The organism is Microcoleus sp. A6-C6 (assembly GCF_036705955.1).
GTDB lineage: Bacteria > Cyanobacteriota > Cyanobacteriia > Cyanobacteriales > Microcoleaceae > Microcoleus.
In genome coordinates this window covers 34,300-53,129 of the sequence record NZ_JAUBVR010000035.1, presented here as the reverse complement: position 1 = coordinate 53,129, position 18,830 = coordinate 34,300, and the positions used below count along the sequence as shown (strand labels likewise).

General features: G+C 46.9%; 18 protein-coding genes. 14 read left to right on the top strand and 4 right to left on the bottom strand.

The window, feature by feature from the left end; translation table 11 throughout:
- Window positions 1–144: 144 nt before the first annotated feature.
- The 4 genes from QUB52_RS15805 (at window position 145) to rdgB (ending at window position 4,397) form a co-directional block, all read left to right on the top strand.
- Window positions 145–870: an SDR family oxidoreductase gene (locus tag QUB52_RS15805; protein ID WP_265234566.1), complete on the top strand. Its 726-nt coding sequence runs from the start codon at window positions 145–147 to the stop codon at window positions 868–870.
- A 191-nt stretch (window positions 871–1,061) separates the two neighbouring features.
- Window positions 1,062–1,796 carry a GTP cyclohydrolase I FolE gene (folE, locus tag QUB52_RS15800; RefSeq protein ID WP_265234567.1) on the top strand — a complete coding sequence of 245 codons (735 nt, stop codon included), beginning with the start codon at window positions 1,062–1,064 and terminating at the stop codon, window positions 1,794–1,796.
- A gap of 275 nt (window positions 1,797–2,071) precedes the next feature.
- Window positions 2,072–3,499, top strand: coding sequence for a phosphoglucomutase/phosphomannomutase family protein (locus QUB52_RS15795; protein ID WP_332973875.1), 1,428 nt, complete (start codon window positions 2,072–2,074; stop codon window positions 3,497–3,499).
- 307 nt (window positions 3,500–3,806) lie between these two features.
- Window positions 3,807–4,397 carry an RdgB/HAM1 family non-canonical purine NTP pyrophosphatase gene (gene rdgB / locus QUB52_RS15790; RefSeq protein ID WP_332973874.1) on the top strand — a complete coding sequence of 197 codons (591 nt, stop codon included), beginning with the start codon at window positions 3,807–3,809 and terminating at the stop codon, window positions 4,395–4,397.
- 201 nt (window positions 4,398–4,598) lie between these two features.
- Here rdgB and QUB52_RS15785 read toward each other — a convergent pair whose 3' ends face one another.
- Entirely contained in the window at window positions 4,599–4,937 is a 339-nt protein-coding gene (locus QUB52_RS15785; RefSeq protein WP_265234570.1) for a P-II family nitrogen regulator, read from the bottom strand.
- 352 nt (window positions 4,938–5,289) lie between these two features.
- Here QUB52_RS15785 and QUB52_RS15780 point away from each other — a divergent pair, with 352 nt between their 5' ends.
- From QUB52_RS15780 to QUB52_RS15735, 10 genes are all read left to right on the top strand, one after another.
- Entirely contained in the window at window positions 5,290–6,582 is a 1,293-nt protein-coding gene (locus QUB52_RS15780) for an MFS transporter (protein ID WP_332973872.1), read from the top strand.
- A 338-nt stretch (window positions 6,583–6,920) separates the two neighbouring features.
- Complete coding sequence (gene ilvB, locus QUB52_RS15775) at window positions 6,921–8,756, top strand: biosynthetic-type acetolactate synthase large subunit (RefSeq protein WP_332973871.1); 1,836 nt, start codon at window positions 6,921–6,923, stop codon at window positions 8,754–8,756.
- A gap of 191 nt (window positions 8,757–8,947) precedes the next feature.
- A complete protein-coding gene (locus QUB52_RS15770; protein ID WP_332973870.1) occupies window positions 8,948–10,123 on the top strand; it encodes an FAD-dependent oxidoreductase in 1,176 nt (391 codons plus the stop codon).
- A gap of 299 nt (window positions 10,124–10,422) precedes the next feature.
- Window positions 10,423–12,372 carry a serine/threonine-protein kinase gene (locus QUB52_RS15765; protein ID WP_332973868.1) on the top strand — a complete coding sequence of 650 codons (1,950 nt, stop codon included), beginning with the start codon at window positions 10,423–10,425 and terminating at the stop codon, window positions 12,370–12,372.
- A gap of 71 nt (window positions 12,373–12,443) precedes the next feature.
- A complete protein-coding gene (locus tag QUB52_RS15760; protein ID WP_332973866.1) occupies window positions 12,444–12,746 on the top strand; it encodes a DUF433 domain-containing protein in 303 nt (100 codons plus the stop codon).
- A complete protein-coding gene (locus QUB52_RS15755) occupies window positions 12,743–13,108 on the top strand; it encodes a DUF5615 family PIN-like protein (RefSeq protein ID WP_332973865.1) in 366 nt (121 codons plus the stop codon). The genes QUB52_RS15760 and QUB52_RS15755 overlap by 4 nt, the downstream gene beginning before the upstream one ends.
- A gap of 12 nt (window positions 13,109–13,120) precedes the next feature.
- Window positions 13,121–13,366 carry a type II toxin-antitoxin system HicB family antitoxin gene (locus QUB52_RS15750; protein WP_332973864.1) on the top strand — a complete coding sequence of 82 codons (246 nt, stop codon included), beginning with the start codon at window positions 13,121–13,123 and terminating at the stop codon, window positions 13,364–13,366.
- 84 nt (window positions 13,367–13,450) lie between these two features.
- Window positions 13,451–14,734, top strand: a complete 1,284-nt coding sequence (locus QUB52_RS15745; protein WP_332973862.1) for an FGGY-family carbohydrate kinase — start codon at window positions 13,451–13,453, stop codon at window positions 14,732–14,734.
- 173 nt (window positions 14,735–14,907) lie between these two features.
- Entirely contained in the window at window positions 14,908–15,252 is a 345-nt protein-coding gene (locus tag QUB52_RS15740) for a hypothetical protein (protein WP_265234578.1), read from the top strand.
- Entirely contained in the window at window positions 15,249–15,449 is a 201-nt protein-coding gene (locus tag QUB52_RS15735; protein WP_265234579.1) for a hypothetical protein, read from the top strand. The genes QUB52_RS15740 and QUB52_RS15735 overlap by 4 nt, the downstream gene beginning before the upstream one ends.
- 122 nt (window positions 15,450–15,571) lie before the next feature.
- Here the strand turns inward: QUB52_RS15735 and QUB52_RS15730 are convergent, their stop codons facing one another.
- The 3 genes from QUB52_RS15730 to QUB52_RS15720 all read right to left on the bottom strand — a co-directional run bounded on the left by QUB52_RS15730 (window position 15,572) and on the right by QUB52_RS15720 (window position 18,739).
- On the bottom strand, window positions 15,572–15,736 hold the full coding sequence (locus QUB52_RS15730; protein WP_265234580.1) for a hypothetical protein: 165 nt from the start codon (window positions 15,734–15,736) through the stop codon (window positions 15,572–15,574).
- 15 nt (window positions 15,737–15,751) lie between these two features.
- A complete protein-coding gene (pcrA, locus tag QUB52_RS15725) occupies window positions 15,752–18,097 on the bottom strand; it encodes a DNA helicase PcrA (protein WP_332968577.1) in 2,346 nt (781 codons plus the stop codon).
- A 258-nt stretch (window positions 18,098–18,355) separates the two neighbouring features.
- Window positions 18,356–18,739, bottom strand: coding sequence for a YkvA family protein (locus tag QUB52_RS15720; protein WP_265234582.1), 384 nt, complete (start codon window positions 18,737–18,739; stop codon window positions 18,356–18,358).
- Between the last annotated feature and the right edge of the window lie 91 nt (window positions 18,740–18,830).

Below are 18,830 nucleotides of genomic sequence, written 5' to 3'. Positions count from 1 at the left end.
AATTTCTCAGGTGACACCGGCTTAACAGTTCTTAATGTTTATCTCATAATTAACTGTTATCACCCGCAGCCAACAGCTTGCTAATTTGCCGAAGCAGGCTGCAACGCTTGAAAGATTTGCCGATAGAAAGTATCAGGAAATTTAATGAACGATCGAACAACAAAGCAGGCTCTGATTACCGGAGCGAGCAGCGGTATTGGCAAAGCGACGGCTCTAGCGTTCGCTGCTGAAGGCATAAATCTAGCTTTAGTTAGCCGAAAGTCAGAAAACCTAGAAGCCGTTGCCACAGCAGCCAGAGAATTTGGAGTGAAAGCAGAAGCTTATCCCTTAGACTTGGCAAAAATTGAGCAAGTGCAAAGCGGCATCAGCGCGATCGCCTCTCAATTCGGGCCCGTAGATATCCTAGTCAACAGCGCTGGCATGGGGTATACAGGCTCCTTGACCGAAACATCCCTAACCGACTGGCAGAGTGTCCTAGACCTCAATCTTACAAGCGTCTGGCAGTGCATTTTAGGAATTTTGCCGGGAATGCGCGATCGGCGATCGGGAATCATCATCAACGTTTCCTCGATCGCAGGTAGCCAAGCCTTCCCCAACTGGGGAGCCTACTGCGTCAGCAAATTCGGTCTCATGGCTTTGTCCAAGACTTTAGCAGCAGAAGAGCGAGCTGGCGGAATTCGCGTCACAGCCATTTGTCCAGGTTCTGTCAACACTCCCATGTGGGAAACAGACACCATGCAAGCCGACTTCGATCGCACCGCCATGTTAACCCCAGAAATCGTCGCCCAATCAATTTTGCACGCAATTCAGTTGCCGGCAAGTGCAGTAATTGAAGAAATCACACTCATGTCCAACGCCGGAGTTCTGTGAAATTGAGATTTTAGACTGCTGGATTTTTCATGAATTCAACAATCTTTGAATCTCTCGCTCTATCCCCAAATCAAAAATCGAAAATCGAAAGTCGAAAATCGAAAATAGATAGCTCTATCCCAATCGAAAATCGAAAATCGAAAATCGAAAATCGAAAATCGAAAATAGATTCACCCTCACACCAACTTCTTATGACAATTGCATCGAACAGCAGTTCCAATGGCTCGAACTCAATCTCTACTGACAGCATGAAACTGTTAGAAACCCCAGACAACAACGCCCCGCGCATCAGCACTCGACCCGATCGCAATTCCTCGAACGGTCAAGAATCCAGCGTACCAGTACCCTCGGAAGTAGGGCAGGAAGAAATGATGGCCGCCGTTCGGACGATACTGCAAGGAGTAGGAGAAGACCCCGAACGCGAAGGATTGCTCAAAACCCCGAAGCGGGTAGCAGAAGCAATGCGGTTTCTCACCAGCGGTTACAGTCAATCCCTCGAAGAACTCCTCAACGGCGCGATCTTTGACGAAGGTCACAACGAAATGGTACTGGTGCGAGATATCAGCGTATTCAGTATGTGCGAACACCATATGCTGCCGTTTATGGGCCGAGTTCACATCGCTTACATTCCCAATCAAAAAGTAGTGGGATTGAGCAAATTAGCCAGAATTGCCGAGATGTACAGCCGCAGATTGCAAGTACAAGAACGTTTGACGCGCCAAATAGCCGAAGCAGTTCAAACAATATTGGAACCGCAGGGAGTGGCTGTAGTAATGGAAGCCAGCCATATGTGCATGACAATGCGGGGCGTGCAAAAACCCGGTGCTTGGACGGTGACGAGTGCCATGTTGGGCGTGTTTCAAGAGGAACAAAAAACTCGCGAAGAATTCTTGAATTTGATCCGCCACCAACCGGCATTCTTTTAGTCAGTTGACAGTTGTCAGTTGACAGTTGACAGTTGTCAGTTGTCAACTGTCATTGGGCTGTGGGCTGATTGATGATGACTTTTAACCGCCCAAAAACGGGTACAAGCCCCCGACACTCCATAAATGGAACTCCCAAAATTTAAGAGTCTTGTTCAAGCCCCCAGATTCAAGGCTGCAAGTAAATCTAAAATCTAAAATCTAAAATCTAAAATCGACTGACGATCGACTGCTGAAGCCCATAAAATAGACAAGTGACCTATGGCTTGTGACTAAAAATGAATCCTATTAAATTCGGTACAGATGGCTGGCGCGGCATCATTGCTGACGATTTTACATTCGATCGCGTAGCATTAGTAGCTCCCCTAGCAGCACAAGTTCTCGCACAAACTGGCGGCAACAATGCCAGCAGCGGTACTGTAATTGTCGGTTACGACCGCCGATTTCTGGCTGAAGATTTTGCTCTCGCAGCAGCTAAGGCAGTCCAGAACGCAGGATTTGACGTGTTACTGAGCGATTCTTATGCTCCAACTCCAGCTTTCAGTTTAGCGGCGAAACAATTAAATGCTTTAGGTGCGATCGTCCTGACAGCCAGCCACAATCCCGGCGCATATTTAGGATTAAAAGTCAAGGGCGGATTTGGCGGTTCAGTATCGCCCGAAGTTACGCAACAGATAGAAGCAAAACTCGAAAATCCGGCGACACTCGCAGCAACTCCCGGAAAATTGGAGAATTTCAATCCTTGGCCAGCTTACTGCAAAACCTTGCGGGAAATGGTAGATATTGAAGCGATAAAAGAGGCGATCGCATCCGGCAAAATTACAGTATTTGTAGATGTGATGCACGGCGCGGCGGCGGGCGGCTTAGCTCAAATCTTAGAAGTTCCTGTGCAGGAAGTCAATAGCGATCGCGATCCGCTGTTTGGTGGCGGTGCACCAGAACCTTTACCGCGCTACCTGTCGCAGTTGTTCCGGGTGATGCGGACTCACCAGCGAAAAAGCTCTGGTTTGTCGATCGGATTTGTATTTGACGGAGATAGCGATCGAATTGCAGCCGTTGACTCCCAAGGAAATTTTCTGAGTTCGCAAATCCTAGTTCCCATATTAATCGAACACCTAGCAAAACGGCGCGGCTTCACCGGAGAAGTCATCAAAACCGTCAGCGGTTCCGACATCATGCCCAAAATTGCCCAACTTTACGGCTTACCATTGTTTGAAACGCCGATCGGTTACAAGTATATAGCCGATCGAATGTTAACCACCAAAGTCCTAGTAGGCGGCGAAGAATCAGGAGGAATCGGCTACGGAACCCACATACCCGAAAGAGACGCTTTACTATCAGCCCTGTACTTATTAGAAGCAGTCGTCAAATCCGGCGAAGACTTAAGCCAAATTTATAGCAGACTGCAAAAAGAAACAGAGTTTACCTCAGCCTACGACAGAATCGACCTGCACCTAGCAAACATGGAAGAAAGAGCGCGCTTGCTGTCGCTGCTGCAAAACCAACCATTAACAGAAATCGCCGGCAAAACAGTAGTAGACTGCAACAAAGTAGACGGATACAAATTCCGTTTAGCCGACGGAAGCTGGCTGTTAATTCGATTTAGCGGAACCGAACCAGTATTGCGGCTGTATTCCGAAGCTGCCACATTGAAAGAAGTGATGCACAACTTGAATTGGGCGAAAGGTTGGGCGCATAAAAATTAGAGTTTTTAACCGCAGAGACCACAGAGAACGCAGAGGAAAAGAAGAGATAGAGATGAATAATTCCAATGTCAACGGATTTGATATCACTTATTTCTCCATTCTTCTTCTCTGCGTTCTCTGCGCCCTCTGCGGTTAAAAAAAATCTTTCTTATTCATAAATGAAAGAGTATTACTATAGAATCCACATTCGGCTTCCTCAACTATCACAATCGGTTTTTAGTTGTGTTTATTGAACAATTAAGCTGTAAATTATACTTTAGTACCGTAGATCAAAGGAGAAAAGTTTTTTGAAAGGCATAATCGACTGATGACAAATAATAAATTGCTAATTGTGGCTACGGGCAATCCGGGTAAACTTAAGGAAATGCAGCTTTATCTTCAGGATTTGGGGTGGGAATTGCGCCTGAAACCCGAAGAATTGGAAATTGAGGAGACTGGGGAAACGTTTATTGCTAATGCTTGCTTGAAAGCGTCTGAAATTGCCAAAGCAACTGGCCAATGGTCGATCGCCGATGATTCTGGTTTAATGGTAGATGCACTCGACGGTAGACCTGGGATTTACTCGGCGCGGTACGGTTCAAGCGATGCTGACAGGATATCTCGGCTGCTCAAAGAATTGGGAAACGAAGCAAACCGGGAAGCACAATTTGTTTGCGCGATCGTGATCGCCCGTCCCGACGGTACAATTGCCTTACAAGTTGAAGGAATTTGCCGAGGCGAAATCCTCCACACTCCTCGCGGTACCGGAGGTTTCGGGTATGACCCGATTTTCTACGTACCCGCACAGCAACAGACTTTTGCAGAAATGACGCCCGATATCAAGCGATCGCACTCTCACCGCGGTCAAGCATTCCAGGCTCTTATACCACAAATGGCGAACATTCTCAACCCATATTGAGGAAAAAAGCCAAAACACAGGGTTACTGTGGCATTGGATATTGACACGCTTGGTATCAGAACTAAACAGGAAAGAGGTTTTTCGTTGGCAGTTACCAATGACCAATGCCCAATGACCAATGCCCAATGCCCAATGACCAATGCCCAATGCCCAATGCCCAATGCCCAATGCCCAATACCCAATACCCAATGCCCCAGTATCTTAGATTGCTTCCTGGTTCTTTTCGCCAGTCCGAATCCGGATAATTTGTTCTACAGGAGAGATGAAAATCTTGCCGTCGCCAATCTCGCCCGTGCGGGAAGCCGCGATAATTTTATCAACCACCATGTCAACCTGATCGTTTTCCACAACAATCTCGACCTTGAGCTTTTGCAAGAACTCAACGGTGTACTCAGAACCACGATAGCGTTCAGTCATGCCCTTCTGACGGCCAAAACCTCTAACTTCAGAAACGGTCATCCCTACAATGCCAGCATTGACGAGCGCGATTTTCACTTCGTCAAGTTTAAACGGGCGAATAATAGCTTCAACCTTTTTCAAGTTTCTCACTCCTAACATTACTACTTTCGTTATATTACTTAATCGGCGTGACATCTTTTAAGATCACTGCCAACAGCAACTATTTTGTAAAACATATTACCTTATGTTGTACTCACGATGAAATAATGCAGGTCAACATTTAACAACATTTCCTGATTTTCCGGCGGCGGTGGCTGTGCGGAGCCGATCGCGGTAGAGTGAAAAAGACCCAAGCCCTCCGCCACGGATCTGCTAAAACAGAAAAAGAACCGAGGAGACAGGATTTTTCGCCCGTTTCCGCTTTGCACTCCTTCAAATTTGCACGTATTGCTGAAAACTATAATTGCCAGAAGCGGTCAGTTAAACTATTCCTATGCACCCAGCTAGCCCTCCCCCTGACCGCAGCGGGCTTGATGCCCTACTGAGAAATCGCCCCTTCCTCACCTTGTGGACTGGGCAGTTGTTGGCCCAAGTGGCGGATAAAATCTTTTACGTATTGCTGATTATTCTGCTGAAAACTGGGGATTACCGACCCTGGCCAGTGTCTTGGCAACATTCGGAAAATTCTATGCTGTCAGCCGTGATGATTGCCTACACCCTGCCGGCGATCGTCTTTGGTTCGGCGGCCGGTATCGTCGTAGACCGCTTTTCCAAAAAGCAAATGCTGATCGGCTGCAACGTGATTCGAGCGGTGTTGATTGGATGTTTGCCGTTTTTGCCCAAAACTTTTGTCGTGTTGTTGACAGTCACGTTTTTGGTCTCTATCGTAACGCAATTTTTTGCTCCAGCAGAGCAGGCGGCAATCCCGCTGGCTGTGGGGCGAGAGGGACTGATGTCGGCAAATGCTCTGTTCGCCTCGTCCACAATGGGCGGGATTATTGTCGGAATGACGATCGGCGAACCGATATTTAGTTGGCTTAAACACAGCTACGGGCCAGCTTCTCAAGAGTTTTTCCTGGGCGGGTTGTACATGATCTCCGCAGGTTTGCTTTATGCCATGCACATCAAAGAAAATCGTGGCGGTAGCAGTGGCAAAAATGTTCATCCTTGGCAAGACTTCAAGGAAGGTTTGCGGTATTTGAAGCACAACCGCCTCGTCAGCAACGCGATGGTGCAGTTGACGATTTTGTATTCGGTGTTTGCGGCGCTGCAAGTGCTGGCGATCGCACTTTCAGGCAAAATAGGTCTCAAAGAAACTCAATTTGGGTTTTTGCTGGCTGCTGCGGGAGTCGGAATGGTCTTCGGCGCGGCGTTTTTGGGCCACTGGGGCGATCGAATGCACCACAAACCTTTGCCGTTAATTGGTTTCGTGATGATGGGTTTTGTGTTGGGAATGTTTGCCTTTACGAGACAGCTTTGGCTGGGATTCGGATTGAGTGCTCTGTTCGGTTTTGGCGCTTCCTTAATTAACGGCCCGATGCAAGCTCTGATTCAAGAAAAAACTCCTGAATCAATGCGGGGAAAAGTCTTTGGCTTGGAGAACAATGCGATTAATATTGCTCTCAGCTTGCCTTTAGCACTGACCGGCCCGCTGACGGATGCTGTCAGCAAAGCCGTGGGTTCCGATGATTTGGGCTTGCGGATTGTGCTGATGAGTTTGGGCTTTTTGGTTCCAGTGATGGGCTTGGCAGCTTGGCACCATACCCGCAAAGTCTTAAAGGCTTAAGAGTATCTTTAGATCACACGGCGGTTGAAACCGCGTCTACAAAAACGAAGTCCGCCTCTGCGGACTGGAGAAAATAAGGTAAATTTAACCGTCCGTTTTTTAACCCGCGCACCATCCGGTTTTTGTCTGTCTAGACGCGGTTTCAACCGCCCGGTCTTCTTCTGTTTGTTTTCTTCCTCTGCTGTTTCACAAATTCTCGATCGTCCGATCGCAAACCGTCGCAGCGCGAAACTTTTTGTAAAATATCAGCCGTTAAATTTTCAGACTTTGATTATTGAGATTAAAGTAGTATAAAAGCTTTCATTAAAAATCCTAATTAGTTTAAGGAAGGAAATTCTGTGCAACTAAAAACTAAAGTGGCCATCAAGCGTGCAACGGGTGGATTTGCTTTGATCGACAGCTTGATCCGCCACGGTGTCAAGCATATTTTTGGTTATCCCGGCGGCGCAATTTTGCCGCTTTACGACGAACTATACCGGGCTGAAGAAACTGGCGCGATCAAACACATTCTAGTGCGGCACGAGCAAGGTGCTGCTCACGCCGCCGACGGATACGCCCGCGCTACCGGACAAGTTGGGGTTTGTTTCGCGACTTCCGGGCCCGGCGCAACTAATTTGGTGACGGGGATTGCGACGGCGCACATGGATTCGATCCCGATGGTAATTATTACCGGTCAAGTGCCCCGTCCGGCGATCGGCACTGATGCGTTTCAGGAAACTGATATTTACGGCATTACTCTGCCCATTGTCAAGCATTCCTATGTAGTGCGCGATCCGAGAGACATGGCCCGAATTGTGGCTGAAGCTTTCCACATCGCGAGTACCGGGCGGCCGGGCCCGGTGTTGATTGACGTGCCCAAGGATGTCGGTTTAGAAGAGTTTGAGTATCTGCCGGTGGAACCCGGATCGGTTAGAATTCCGGGCTATCGTCCGACTGTGAAGGGAAATCCCCGCCAGATTAATCAAGCAATCCATTTGCTGAAGGAAGCGAAGCGTCCTTTGCTTTATGTGGGCGGCGGGGCGATCGCAGCGGCGGCCCATGAGGAAATTAAGGAACTCGCCGAGATGTTCCAATTGCCTGTCACAACAACGCTGATGGGCAAAGGCGCTTTTGACGAAAAACATCCTTTGTCGGTGAAAATGCTAGGGATGCACGGCACTGCGTATGCTAATTTTGCCGTTACCGAGTGCGATTTGCTGATGGCTGTAGGGGCTCGGTTTGACGATCGCGTGACGGGAAAATTAGACGAATTTGCAGCGCGGGCGAAGGTAATTCACATCGATATCGATCCGGCGGAAGTAGGCAAAAATCGCGGCCCAGACGTGCCGATTGTCGGAGATGTCCGGCAAGTTTTGATTGATTTGCTGCGTCGCTGTCGGGAAACTGGTGTTTCGGGTACTCCCGGACAAACTGGGGAATGGCTGCACAGGATCGATCGCTGGAAACAGGACTATCCGTTAGTTGTGCCTCACTACCCCGACATTTTGTCTCCGCAAGAGGTGATTTGGGAATTGGCTACTCAAGCGCCGGATGCTTACTACACGACGGATGTCGGTCAACATCAAATGTGGTCGGCTCAATTCTTAAACAACGGGCCGCGCCGCTGGATTTCCAGCGCTGGTTTGGGAACGATGGGTTTTGGGCTGCCGGCGGCGATGGGCGCGAAAATGGCGCTACCCAACGAGCAAGTCATTTGTATTGCTGGCGACGCTAGCATACAAATGAATATTCAAGAGCTCGGAACCTTAGCACAATACGGCATTAATGTCAAGGTTGTGATTGTAAATAATGGCTGGCAGGGCATGGTGCGGCAGTGGCAGCAGGCGTTCTACGGCGAGCGTTATTCGTCGTCGAACATGACTGTGGGGATGCCGGATTTTGTGATGCTGGCTGAGGCATATGGCGTGAAGGGGATGCAGGTTTCAGGGCCGGATGAGTTGGAGGGTGCGATCGCCCAGATGCTCGCTCACGAAGGCCCTGTGCTGATGAACGTTAAGGTAACGCGGGACGAAAACTGCTATCCGATGGTAATTCCGGGCAAGAGTAACGCTCAAATGGTTGGTTTGCCGGAACGCAGCACGTTGCCATCTGCGGAGTTGGTTTATTGTCCGAGTTGCGGCGCGAAGAATGTTTCGAGCAATAAGTTTTGTCCTGAGTGTGGGACGAAAGTTTAAGGGATGAAAGTAGGGACACGGGGGTCAGTCCATAGGTGTCAACAATCGCCTGAAAACAATTGTATCTCTGGTCGATCGCCGAGTCCCAATCCCCCTCGCATCCTTAAGAAGAGGGACGCGAGATCAGACTCCTGTCCCCTCTTTTTAAGGCTAGCCTCTACACACAAGTCCGAAATCTGTCAACACAATTCATGACTGAAACCCCAACTTTCGATATCGCCATTATTGGTGCAGGACCCGGCGGACTATGTGCAGCGCATGGGCTAGCCAATTTAGGTTTTTCGGTAGGTGTGTTTGAACGAGCTAGAGCTTTACGTCCCATCGGCGCTGCCCTAGGGTTAGCAGAAGCCGGGTATAAGGCCTTGGCTCTCATCAATGCCTCGCTCGCTACCCAAGTTCGTGCCGCTTCTGCCAACCCACAGCGACAACTGCTGATGAGACCCAATGGCGAGGTTCTGTTTTCTGATGAATCGCCCTTGGCGGGTACTCCCTTCACTTGGCTAGCGTGGTATAACCTACAAAGCTCATTGCACAACACACTGCCACCTACCGTATCCCTTCACATTAACCATAAGTTTGTCAACTTCACTAAGGTCGCCGATCCGTCCAAGGCTCCCTTACGTTTGCACTTTGAGAATCAGCCCGATGTTGGCGCACGACTGTTAATTGGTGCCGATGGGTATCACTCCGTGGTTCGCGGTCTTACCGTGGGAGATGGTGCGCCTCTGTACACTGGAACCATGACTTGGCGAGGAATCTTGCCCCGTCAAATCCTAGCCCCCCTCGCTGAACCCTTTGCAGAAGGGGCTGGTTTTCAACTGGTGGTAGGAGACCAGAAAAATTTTTGGATTATGGATGCAGGAGCCGAGGGACTGGCTTGGACAGGTACAGCACTCCATCCGACTTCAGAGAAGAGTACCGATGTTTTAGCTATGGTTCTCCAAGTTTTTGACCAATGGACTCCCTTTGTTGAAAGGGTTATTCGCGCAACTGACCCTACCACCATTGTGGAAACTGGCGTGTTCGATCGGGAACCAGTATCCCAATGGGGGGATAGAGAGAGAATCACCTTATTAGGGGATGCCGCTCACCCGATGCGACCGTCATTAGGATTAGGGACTACTATGGCATTTGAGGATGCTGTTGCTTTAACAAAAAAACTCAACGCGCTGAACTTGCAGGATACTCCTTCTGTTGCTAAAGCTCTTACGGACTATGAAGAGGAACGGATTGCGATCACCGCACCGTTACAACTCAAAGCAAGGCAAGGAGGAGAAGCATCCCATGCCTCGGACATAGCTGACCAACTCAAGGCAGGCTTTGAATTAGCCTTAGCTGCTCGTAGACGCAAGGAGAGTTACTCTTAAGCAAAATTTGTTTATATTGAGATAAGGATATTCTCGATCGCTCCTTAGTCAAAGCGCTCGGAAATGCAGGGATTGATGTAGCCACTACTGCTGAAGCGAATAATCAGGCGTTGCACCTATGAAGAGCAATTAATATGGGCAACAGCACAAGGGCGAGTTATCTATACTTTGAATGGGGGTTGAGTTGAGACGGCTTTGGGCAATGCCGTGTCCTTACCTAGATCTGCTGTTCCACATTTAACACCATGTCCGCTGGAATCGCATCGAGAGCTTTAATCTATAATTTATCAGCATATTTTATGAGCCACTGTCTAAACCCTGATTGCCTATGGCAAAACCCGTCTGGCTCTACAAAATTCTGTCAAAAATGTGGGAATAAACTGCTATTGGGCGATCGCTACCGAGCGCAAAAAATCATTGGACAAGGAGGCTTTGGGCGCACTTTTCTCGCTTTTGACGAGTATAAACCCTCAAAACCACCCTGCGTTATTAAACAATTTTACCCCCAAGCTCAAGGCACTTCTAGTATCCAAAAAGCCACTGAGTTATTGGAGCAGGAAGCAGTACGCCTAGAACAATTGGGTAAATATTCTCAAATTCCCGATTTATTAGCATATTTTAGTCAAGATGACCGGCAGTATTTAGTCCAAGAATTCATCGACGGTGAAAATTTAGCCCAAGCACTAGAATCTCAGGGATATTTTCGGGAAACACAGATTCGCGACTTGCTTAAGAATTTACTACCTACCTTCGAGTTCATTCACTCTCGCCAAGTAATTCACCGGGATATCAAACCAGAAAATATTATTCTTAGGCAAGATGGGCAACTGGTTTTAGTTGACTTTGGCGCGGCGAAATATGCGACACAAACTGCTTTATCTGTAACGGGAACGGTGATTGGGACTGCTGGATATACGGCACCGGAACAAGCAGCGGGCAAAGCCATTTATGCTAGTGATATTTACAGTCTGGGTGTCACTTGTCTGTATCTGTTAACTCAGGTTGAACCGATTGATTTATTCGATACAAGCGAGATGGAATGGGTTTGGCGAGAAAACTTAAAAGCATCTGTCAGTTCGGAACTGGGTCTGATTTTAGATAAAATGATAATACCGGCTAGTAAGCGACGTTATCAATCTGCTACTGAAGTTTTGCAGGCTCTTTGTACTCAATCACCTCAACCATCACCTCAAGCATCACCTCAAACACCTCCACCGTCAACAGACTCCCTTAAATCAGCGCTGGGTGTTGACTATACTCGTCTGCGGGATTTATTAGCAGCAGGGAAGTGGAAAGAGGCGGATCAGGAAACACTCAACGTGATGTTGAAAGCTGCTAGACGGGAGAAGGAAGGTTGGTTAAATAACAACGACATTGACAAGTTTCCTTGCGATGATTTACGGACGATCGACCAGTTGTGGGTAAAATATAGTCAGGGTCGCTTTGGCTTTAGCGTCCAGAAAGAAATTTGGCTGTCACTTGGTGGGAAAGTGGATTGGGATACTGAAAAGAAACTAGGCGATCGTGTAGGTTGGCGAAAAGGCCGAAAAAGTTGGTTTAACTACGATGACCTAACCTTTAATTTGCAAGCACCACCAGGCCACCTCCCGTGGGTTCGTTGTTGCGTGCGGGTTGACTTTGGTTTTGTGAGTGGGTGCGGTTGGTGGGGTTTGGTTTTCTTTTCTCGCATCGAGAGTTGTAATCTATCACCTCAAACATCACATCAACCATCACCTCAACCATCACCAGACTCCCTTAAATCGGCACGGGGTGTTGACTATACTTGTTTGCGGAATTTATTAGCAGTAGGGAAGTGGAAAGAGGCGGATCAGGAAACACTCAAAGTGATGCTGAAAGCTGCTAGACGGGAGAAGGAAGGTTATTTTAATAAGGAATCAATTGATAATTTTCCTGGCGATGATTTACGCACGATAGACCAGTTGTGGGTAAAATACAGTCAGGGTCGTTTTGGCTTTAGCATCCAGAAAAAAATCTGGTTGGAAGTTGGTGGTAAAGTTGATTGGGAGACTGAATGCAAGCTAGGCGATCGTGTCGGTTGGAGAAATGACAAAGGTTGGTTGGAGTACGATGACCTGACGTTTAATCTAAAGCAAGCACTACGTGGGCATCTCCCGTCGTGTGCGCGTGTGTTCGCGCAGGGGGGAGAAGCATTGGGTTTGGTTGTTGCGGTGTTGGGCTGGTTGGGGTTGGTTGTGTGGTTCTCTCTTCTCTCGCATCGAGAACTGTAAGCTGTAATCTATACTTTAACTGATATTGACACTCTCATTATTTGAAGAAAAATTAATAAGGAGAAACTACTTTGACAGCAACAATTATAGAAATCGGCACCTTAATTACCCGCGATTTGCAACTTCGTGGTGGCATTCCTATTATCGCAGGCACTGCTACATCCGTGCGACGAATTGCCGCCTTGTACAAACAAGGCAATAATGCTGAGGAGATAGCTAAAGATTTAGATCATCTTACCTTAGCCCAAGTTTATGCTGCACTATCTTATTATCATGCAAATCAAGCAGAGATAGAAGCTGATTTAGCCGCAGAACAAGCAGAATATGAGAGTCTTGCAGCATTAAATAGCCAAAAAAGACCGGAGAAAACATGAGTAAAATTCGGCTGTATTTAGATGAAGATTCACGCAGTCAAAAACTTTTACAAGCTTTACAAAGTCGCAGTGTAGATGTCATTACAGTTTCCGAAGCTGCGATGTTATCTCGGAGTGATGAAGATCAACTGAGTTGGGCTTTTGTTAATCAAAGGGTAATTTACAGTTTCAACGCTAGGGATTTTTATAAAATTCATACCGATTGGTTAGAAAAAGGTGACTCTCATGCAGGAATTATTTTAGGTCAACAAAATTATTCTGCGGGAGAACAAATGCGTCGCCTTTTGAGACTGATTTCTGCTAAGTCTGCGGAAGAAATGCAAAATCAAATAGAGTTTCTCAGTGCTTGGAGTGAAAATTAAGCATATTAATCTATGAATTACTCTTTTTATAAAGATGAGTATCAACTAATGCGTTATGCGATTGTGATTGAAAAAACACCGAATAACTATTCAGCTTACGCACCAGATTTACCCGGATGTGCAGCTACAGGCGCAACCCTTGCAGAAATAAAGCAGCAAATTAAAGAAGCGATCGAATTTCACTTAGAAGGATTGCGAGAGGAAGGTTTACCAATTCCCGAACCAACTACGCTATGTGAATATGTCGAAGCACGATAATCTCAGAAACCCGGTTTCTTGCTGACACACCCTACAACTACTGTTAACTGTCAACTGTCAACTGTCAACTGTCAACAGCTATAAATGAATCTTTATTTGGGAATTGATTTCGGTACTACGGGCGCGCGATCGACAATTATCGACTCCCAGGGTACAATCCATTGCGAGACAGAATACACTTTTGCCAACGATCGCCAGTCGGAATTGCCCTCGGTGTGGCAAAATGCGCTGTGGGCTGTAATTGAGCAAATCCCCCCAACCATCCGCAATCAGGTAAGCGCGATCGCCCTTGACGGCACATCTTCCACTGTCATGCTGTGCGATACTGACGGTATACCCGTATGCGAACCCATTTTATACAACGATGCGCGCGGTGCAGCCGTTACAGAGACGTTGCGCGCGATCGCACCACCAAACCACACAGTATTAAGCGCTACATCCAGTCTGGCAAAACTCCTTTGGTGGCAAAACTTTCGAGGCTTTACCAGCCCGCTTTATTTCCTGCATCAAGCTGATTGGCTGGCATTTTTGCTGCACGGAAAATTAGGAATTAGCGACTATCACAATGCTTTAAAACTCGGTTTTGATGTTGATACTTTGTGCTATCCCGATTGGCTAATCGAGGGAATTGCGGGCGCTGTAACGCCTAAATTGCCGCAGGTTGTCGCACCGGGTACGCCTGTGGGAGAAGTTAGAGTCGAATTGGGCGATCGCTTCGGATTCCCCCCAGATTGTACAGTTTATGCTGGTACAACCGATAGTATTGCAGCATTTCTAGCAAGCGGTGTCAATTCACCAGGAGAAGCAGTAACTTCTCTCGGTTCTACATTAGCCGTCAAACTGTTAAGTTATACCCGCGTAGATGATGCGAAATACGGGATTTACAGTCACAAATTAGGCGATTTGTGGTTGGTTGGAGGCGCTTCTAATACCGGAGGTGCGGTGCTGCGACACTTTTTTACTGATGCTGAGTTAGATAATTATAGCACACAAATCGATCCAGAGCAAGGGAGTTTGCTGGATTATTACCCATTGTTGAAAAAGGGCGATCGCTTTCCGATTAATGACCCGAATTTGCCGCCCAGACTCGAACCGCGTCCCGCTGATTCTGTGGAATTTCTGCACGGTTTGCTAGAAAGTATCGCGCGGATTGAAGCGCGGGGATATCAATTATTGCAGGAGTTGGGTGCAACTCCTTTGACAAAGGTTTATACTGCTGGCGGTGGTGCAAAAAATGCGGTTTGGAGTGCGATCAGAAAGCGTTATTTGAAAGTGCCTGTGGTGACTCCCGTTAATACTGCGGCTGCTTATGGAAGTGCGTTATTGGCGAAGCAGGGAAGTGAATCGATTTTAGATATTAGATTTTAGGATTGAAGAAAGCGACCTCACGGATCAATGCGGAAAATTGTAACGTGGATGCTTTTAGTTAGGTTGAAAAGTGGTAAATTTGGACTGCGATCGCTCTTGATTAAAACTAAAATGAGAGGAAGCAAACATTCTGATATATTGTGTTAAGTTGTTATCCCTAAAAATCAAGGACAATGGCAAAGCTACCTGATGACATCCTGAACACAATTTTCACATTGCAGCGACGGCTAGTGGAAATCCTCAACGAAACAACTGCCACAGAATATATTTTAATGCAGCAGTTTGGCGAGACAGAAGCAACACTCCCCGAACTAGAATCCCTGGATAATGTTAAGGAAAGGTTGAGAAACCCTTACAATCGTTTGTACAGGCTTTTGCAGCAGGTGGCAGAATCTCAACCCGCTGCGACTGCGGATACGTTAAACTTTCTGTATAGAACGATAGAACAAACAGAGGCGGCTGTCGATGCCTCAGAAGCAACTATCCGAGAAATCAAAATGGATTGGAATTTGCAATGAATCAACAACCTAGAATCCCCGACGCTGAAACCAGAAAGCGACACGTTGACAAGATGCGTGAAGTCTGCCAACAGCTTGACGCTTTGACTCTAAACCTGGATGAATTAATCGCCATATTTGAAGCTGACAACCGCCGCCAGCGTCGAGAACGTTTGGCGGGTAAATACAGGCGTGTGGAATCTCAGGTAGTCGAATAAGATATAAGATATTGCATCATTCATTCTTAATAAGTCTTTTATGAACAGGCATCTTGCCTGTTCCACAAAGAGTGAATTTTATTGTGGAAAAGGCCGGAGATCCTGTTAAGCGATAAGATTTCCTACGCGATCGCCTCAAGATGCAGACGGCGGTTGAAACCGCGTCTATACAAACGATGTCCGCCTCCGCGGACTGAAGAAAAAAATGTAATTTTTACTGTAATTTTAACCGCCCATTCTTCAACCCGCGCACCATCCGGGTTTTGCCTGTATAGACGAGGTTTCAACCGCCGGATTTTCTATTACACTCGCTGCAACTTCGCCGTTCTCGGATCGATGATTTTGCGGCCCAAACCTTTAAATTTAATTGCCAGATTAGTTTTATCACCCACTCCCAAAACGTGGGTAATTTCTCCAACTCCAAAAGCATGATGAAAAACCCGTTCCCCAGTTTTCCACTCTGATGGAGAACTCCCAGAATCGGCTGCTGAATTATTAGTCTTTCCCTGCGATGCAGCCGTTTTGGCCGTCTTAGTTTTCTTCGCACTTCCAGCCAGCAAATGTGTCGGTAATTCGCCCAAGAATAGCGAAGGCGTGCAGTGTTCGCGGTATCCTCCCCAGAGGCGGCGTTCGCGAGTGTGGGTAAGAAATAGCAATTCCTGGGCGCGAGTGATGCCGACATAGCACAAACGGCGTTCTTCTTCAACTGCTTTTGGGTCATCCAAACTGCGGAAATTGGGAAATAAACCCTGTTCCATTCCGACTAGAAAGACTACGGGAAATTCTAACCCTTTCGCGGAGTGCAGCGTCATCAGCGACACGCGGGAATCGTCTTCTTTCAAGTCATCTAAATCGGATGCTAAGGATGCTTTTGCTAAAAATGATGTTAGCGTCGGTTCTTCGTTTTGTTCTTCAAATTGGATCACCGCGTTGTACAATTCTCGAACGTTGGCGATGCGATTTTCTGCTTCCTCGGTTCCTTGATTTTTTAAATCGTCAATGTAACCAGAATCTTCGATAATTCCTTGGACAATTTGCGACGCGGGCGTAGTTTCAAGTTTTTGTTGCCAATTACTAATCATTTGGGCAAACTTAATGATAGCTTTTGCCGATCGCCCTGCGAGAGTATTTACAGAAGATTCATCGCTGAGGATTTCCCATAACGGAATCCCCAATTGGGTTCCAGCGTCTTCGATTTTACCAAATGTGGTATCGCCAATGCCGCGGCGGGGAGTGTTGATGATGCGTTTGAGGCTGACGCTATCGTCGGGATTGGCGATCGTCCGCAGGTATGCTAGGATATCTTTGATTTCTTTGCGATCGTAAAACTTCAGGCCGCCGACAATATTGTAGGGAATATCCAAGTACATTAACGCTTCTTCAAAGGAGCGAGATTGAGCGTTGGTGCGGTACAGAATCGCAAAGTTACTCCCGTGTTCGTACTCCGAGTTTTGGCGCTTCAGCGACTGAATTTGACCCGCTACAAATTGCGCTTCATCTATTTCGTTGTCAGCGCGCCATACCACAATCGGAGCTCCGGGTTCGCGAGTCGGCCGCAGAACTTTCTCGATGCGTTCGGTATTGTGTTCGATCAAGTGGTTGGCGGCTTGCAGGATGTTTTCGCGCGATCGATAATTCTCCTCTAATTTTACCATCGTCTGAGTTTTTTCGTCCGACAAACCATCGCCGAAATCCTCTTGAAATTCCAGCAAGATGGTATAATCCGCCATCCGAAAACTGTAAATAGATTGATCGACATCGCCCACCACAAAAATCGAGCGATTTTGCCATTTATCAAACTCTTTCGGGTCAACATTATTTGTGACCAACATCCGAATCAAATCATATTGAGTGCGGTTCGTATCTTGGTATTCATCAACTAAAATATGTCTGAATTTGTGATGCCAATAACTTAATACTTGCTCGTTTTGGGATAAGAGTTTAACCGGAACCAGAATTAAATCGTCAAAATCTAAGCCGTTGTTGGCGGCTAAAGCATCTTGGTAGCGGCTGTAAACATCCGCAATTACGCGCCCTCTGTAATCCGGTTCTGCGGCTAGGAATTCTTGAGGCGACCAACCTTTATTTTTAGCGTTGCTGATGACATAGCGGACTTTGCGCGGGTCAAACTTCTTGTCATCGAGGTTAAGGACTTTGGTAACAATTTGTTTGACGAGAGTTTGAGCATCTGACTCGTCAAAAATTGAAAAATTCTTCTTCCATTGGCGGCCTTTTTCGTCTTGATATTTCTCAATGTCGTAGCGGAGAATGCGGCCACAGAGAGAGTGAAAAGTCCCCATCCAAATCTGTTTGGTGATTTTTTGATAAATTTGCGATCGCAATCTGGTTTGCACATCCGGCGCTAAATCTGCCAAAGGTTTGCCATATTCAGCTTCAGCTTGCTGAGTCGCCAGCAATTTCTCAATTCTTTCTTTCATCTCCCTAGCGGCTTTATTCGTAAATGTCACCGCCAAAATATTTTCGGGATCGACTCGGTTGGTGCGAACTAAGTTTGCTACGCGGTAAGTTAGAGCTCTGGTTTTCCCCGAACCAGCCCCCGCTACTACTAACAGCGGCCCGTTGTAATGGACGACTGCTTGGCGCTGGGATGGGTTGAGGTGGCTGAGGTGATCGGTAGTTTGAGTCATAGCTGAAATGTTAGTTGTTGGATTTTTTTAAGGGATAAATAATACTTAGTATCGGATACGGGGAGTTTTTTTAAGGTTGGGTGCGATCGCTATATAATATAATATCAGATAAGACGGCGGTTGAAACCGCGTCTACACAAACGATGTCCGCCTCCGCGGACTGAAGAAAATTACGTAAAACGTAATTTTCAACGCCTATTCTTCAACCTGCGGAGGCGGGTTTTGTCTGTGTAGCCGCGGTTTCAACCGCCGGGTATTCTAACGTTTCAATATTTGTTTGAGCAAAATAGCTGTTAATATTCCCAAGCCGATCCAAATAGCAATAATTACAGCAGCGGTGGCCCGATTTATCGGTTTTCCTCGCTCTATTTCTGCGGCTGCTTTTTCCCGACACTCGGCTAAAACCTGTGGTGGAATCATCTTGAGTACCAGCCAAATCCCCAAGGGTACAATTATCAAATCGTCCAAGTAGCCGAGAATTGGGATGAAGTCAGGAATTAGGTCGATCGGGCTAAAGGCATACGCAACCGTAACACCCGCTAAAACTCTCGCATACCAAGGTACTCTCTGGTCTATACTGGCTAAATAAACAGCGTAAGTCTCTTTTTTTAGTTGGCGGGCAGCTTGTTTTAAGGATTGCATATAAAAACTAATGACACATGACTAAAAATTTTAGTTGCTAAAAATGTAACAGGCTGAATATTTTGCAATTCCAGTGCGAAGGTAAAGTATA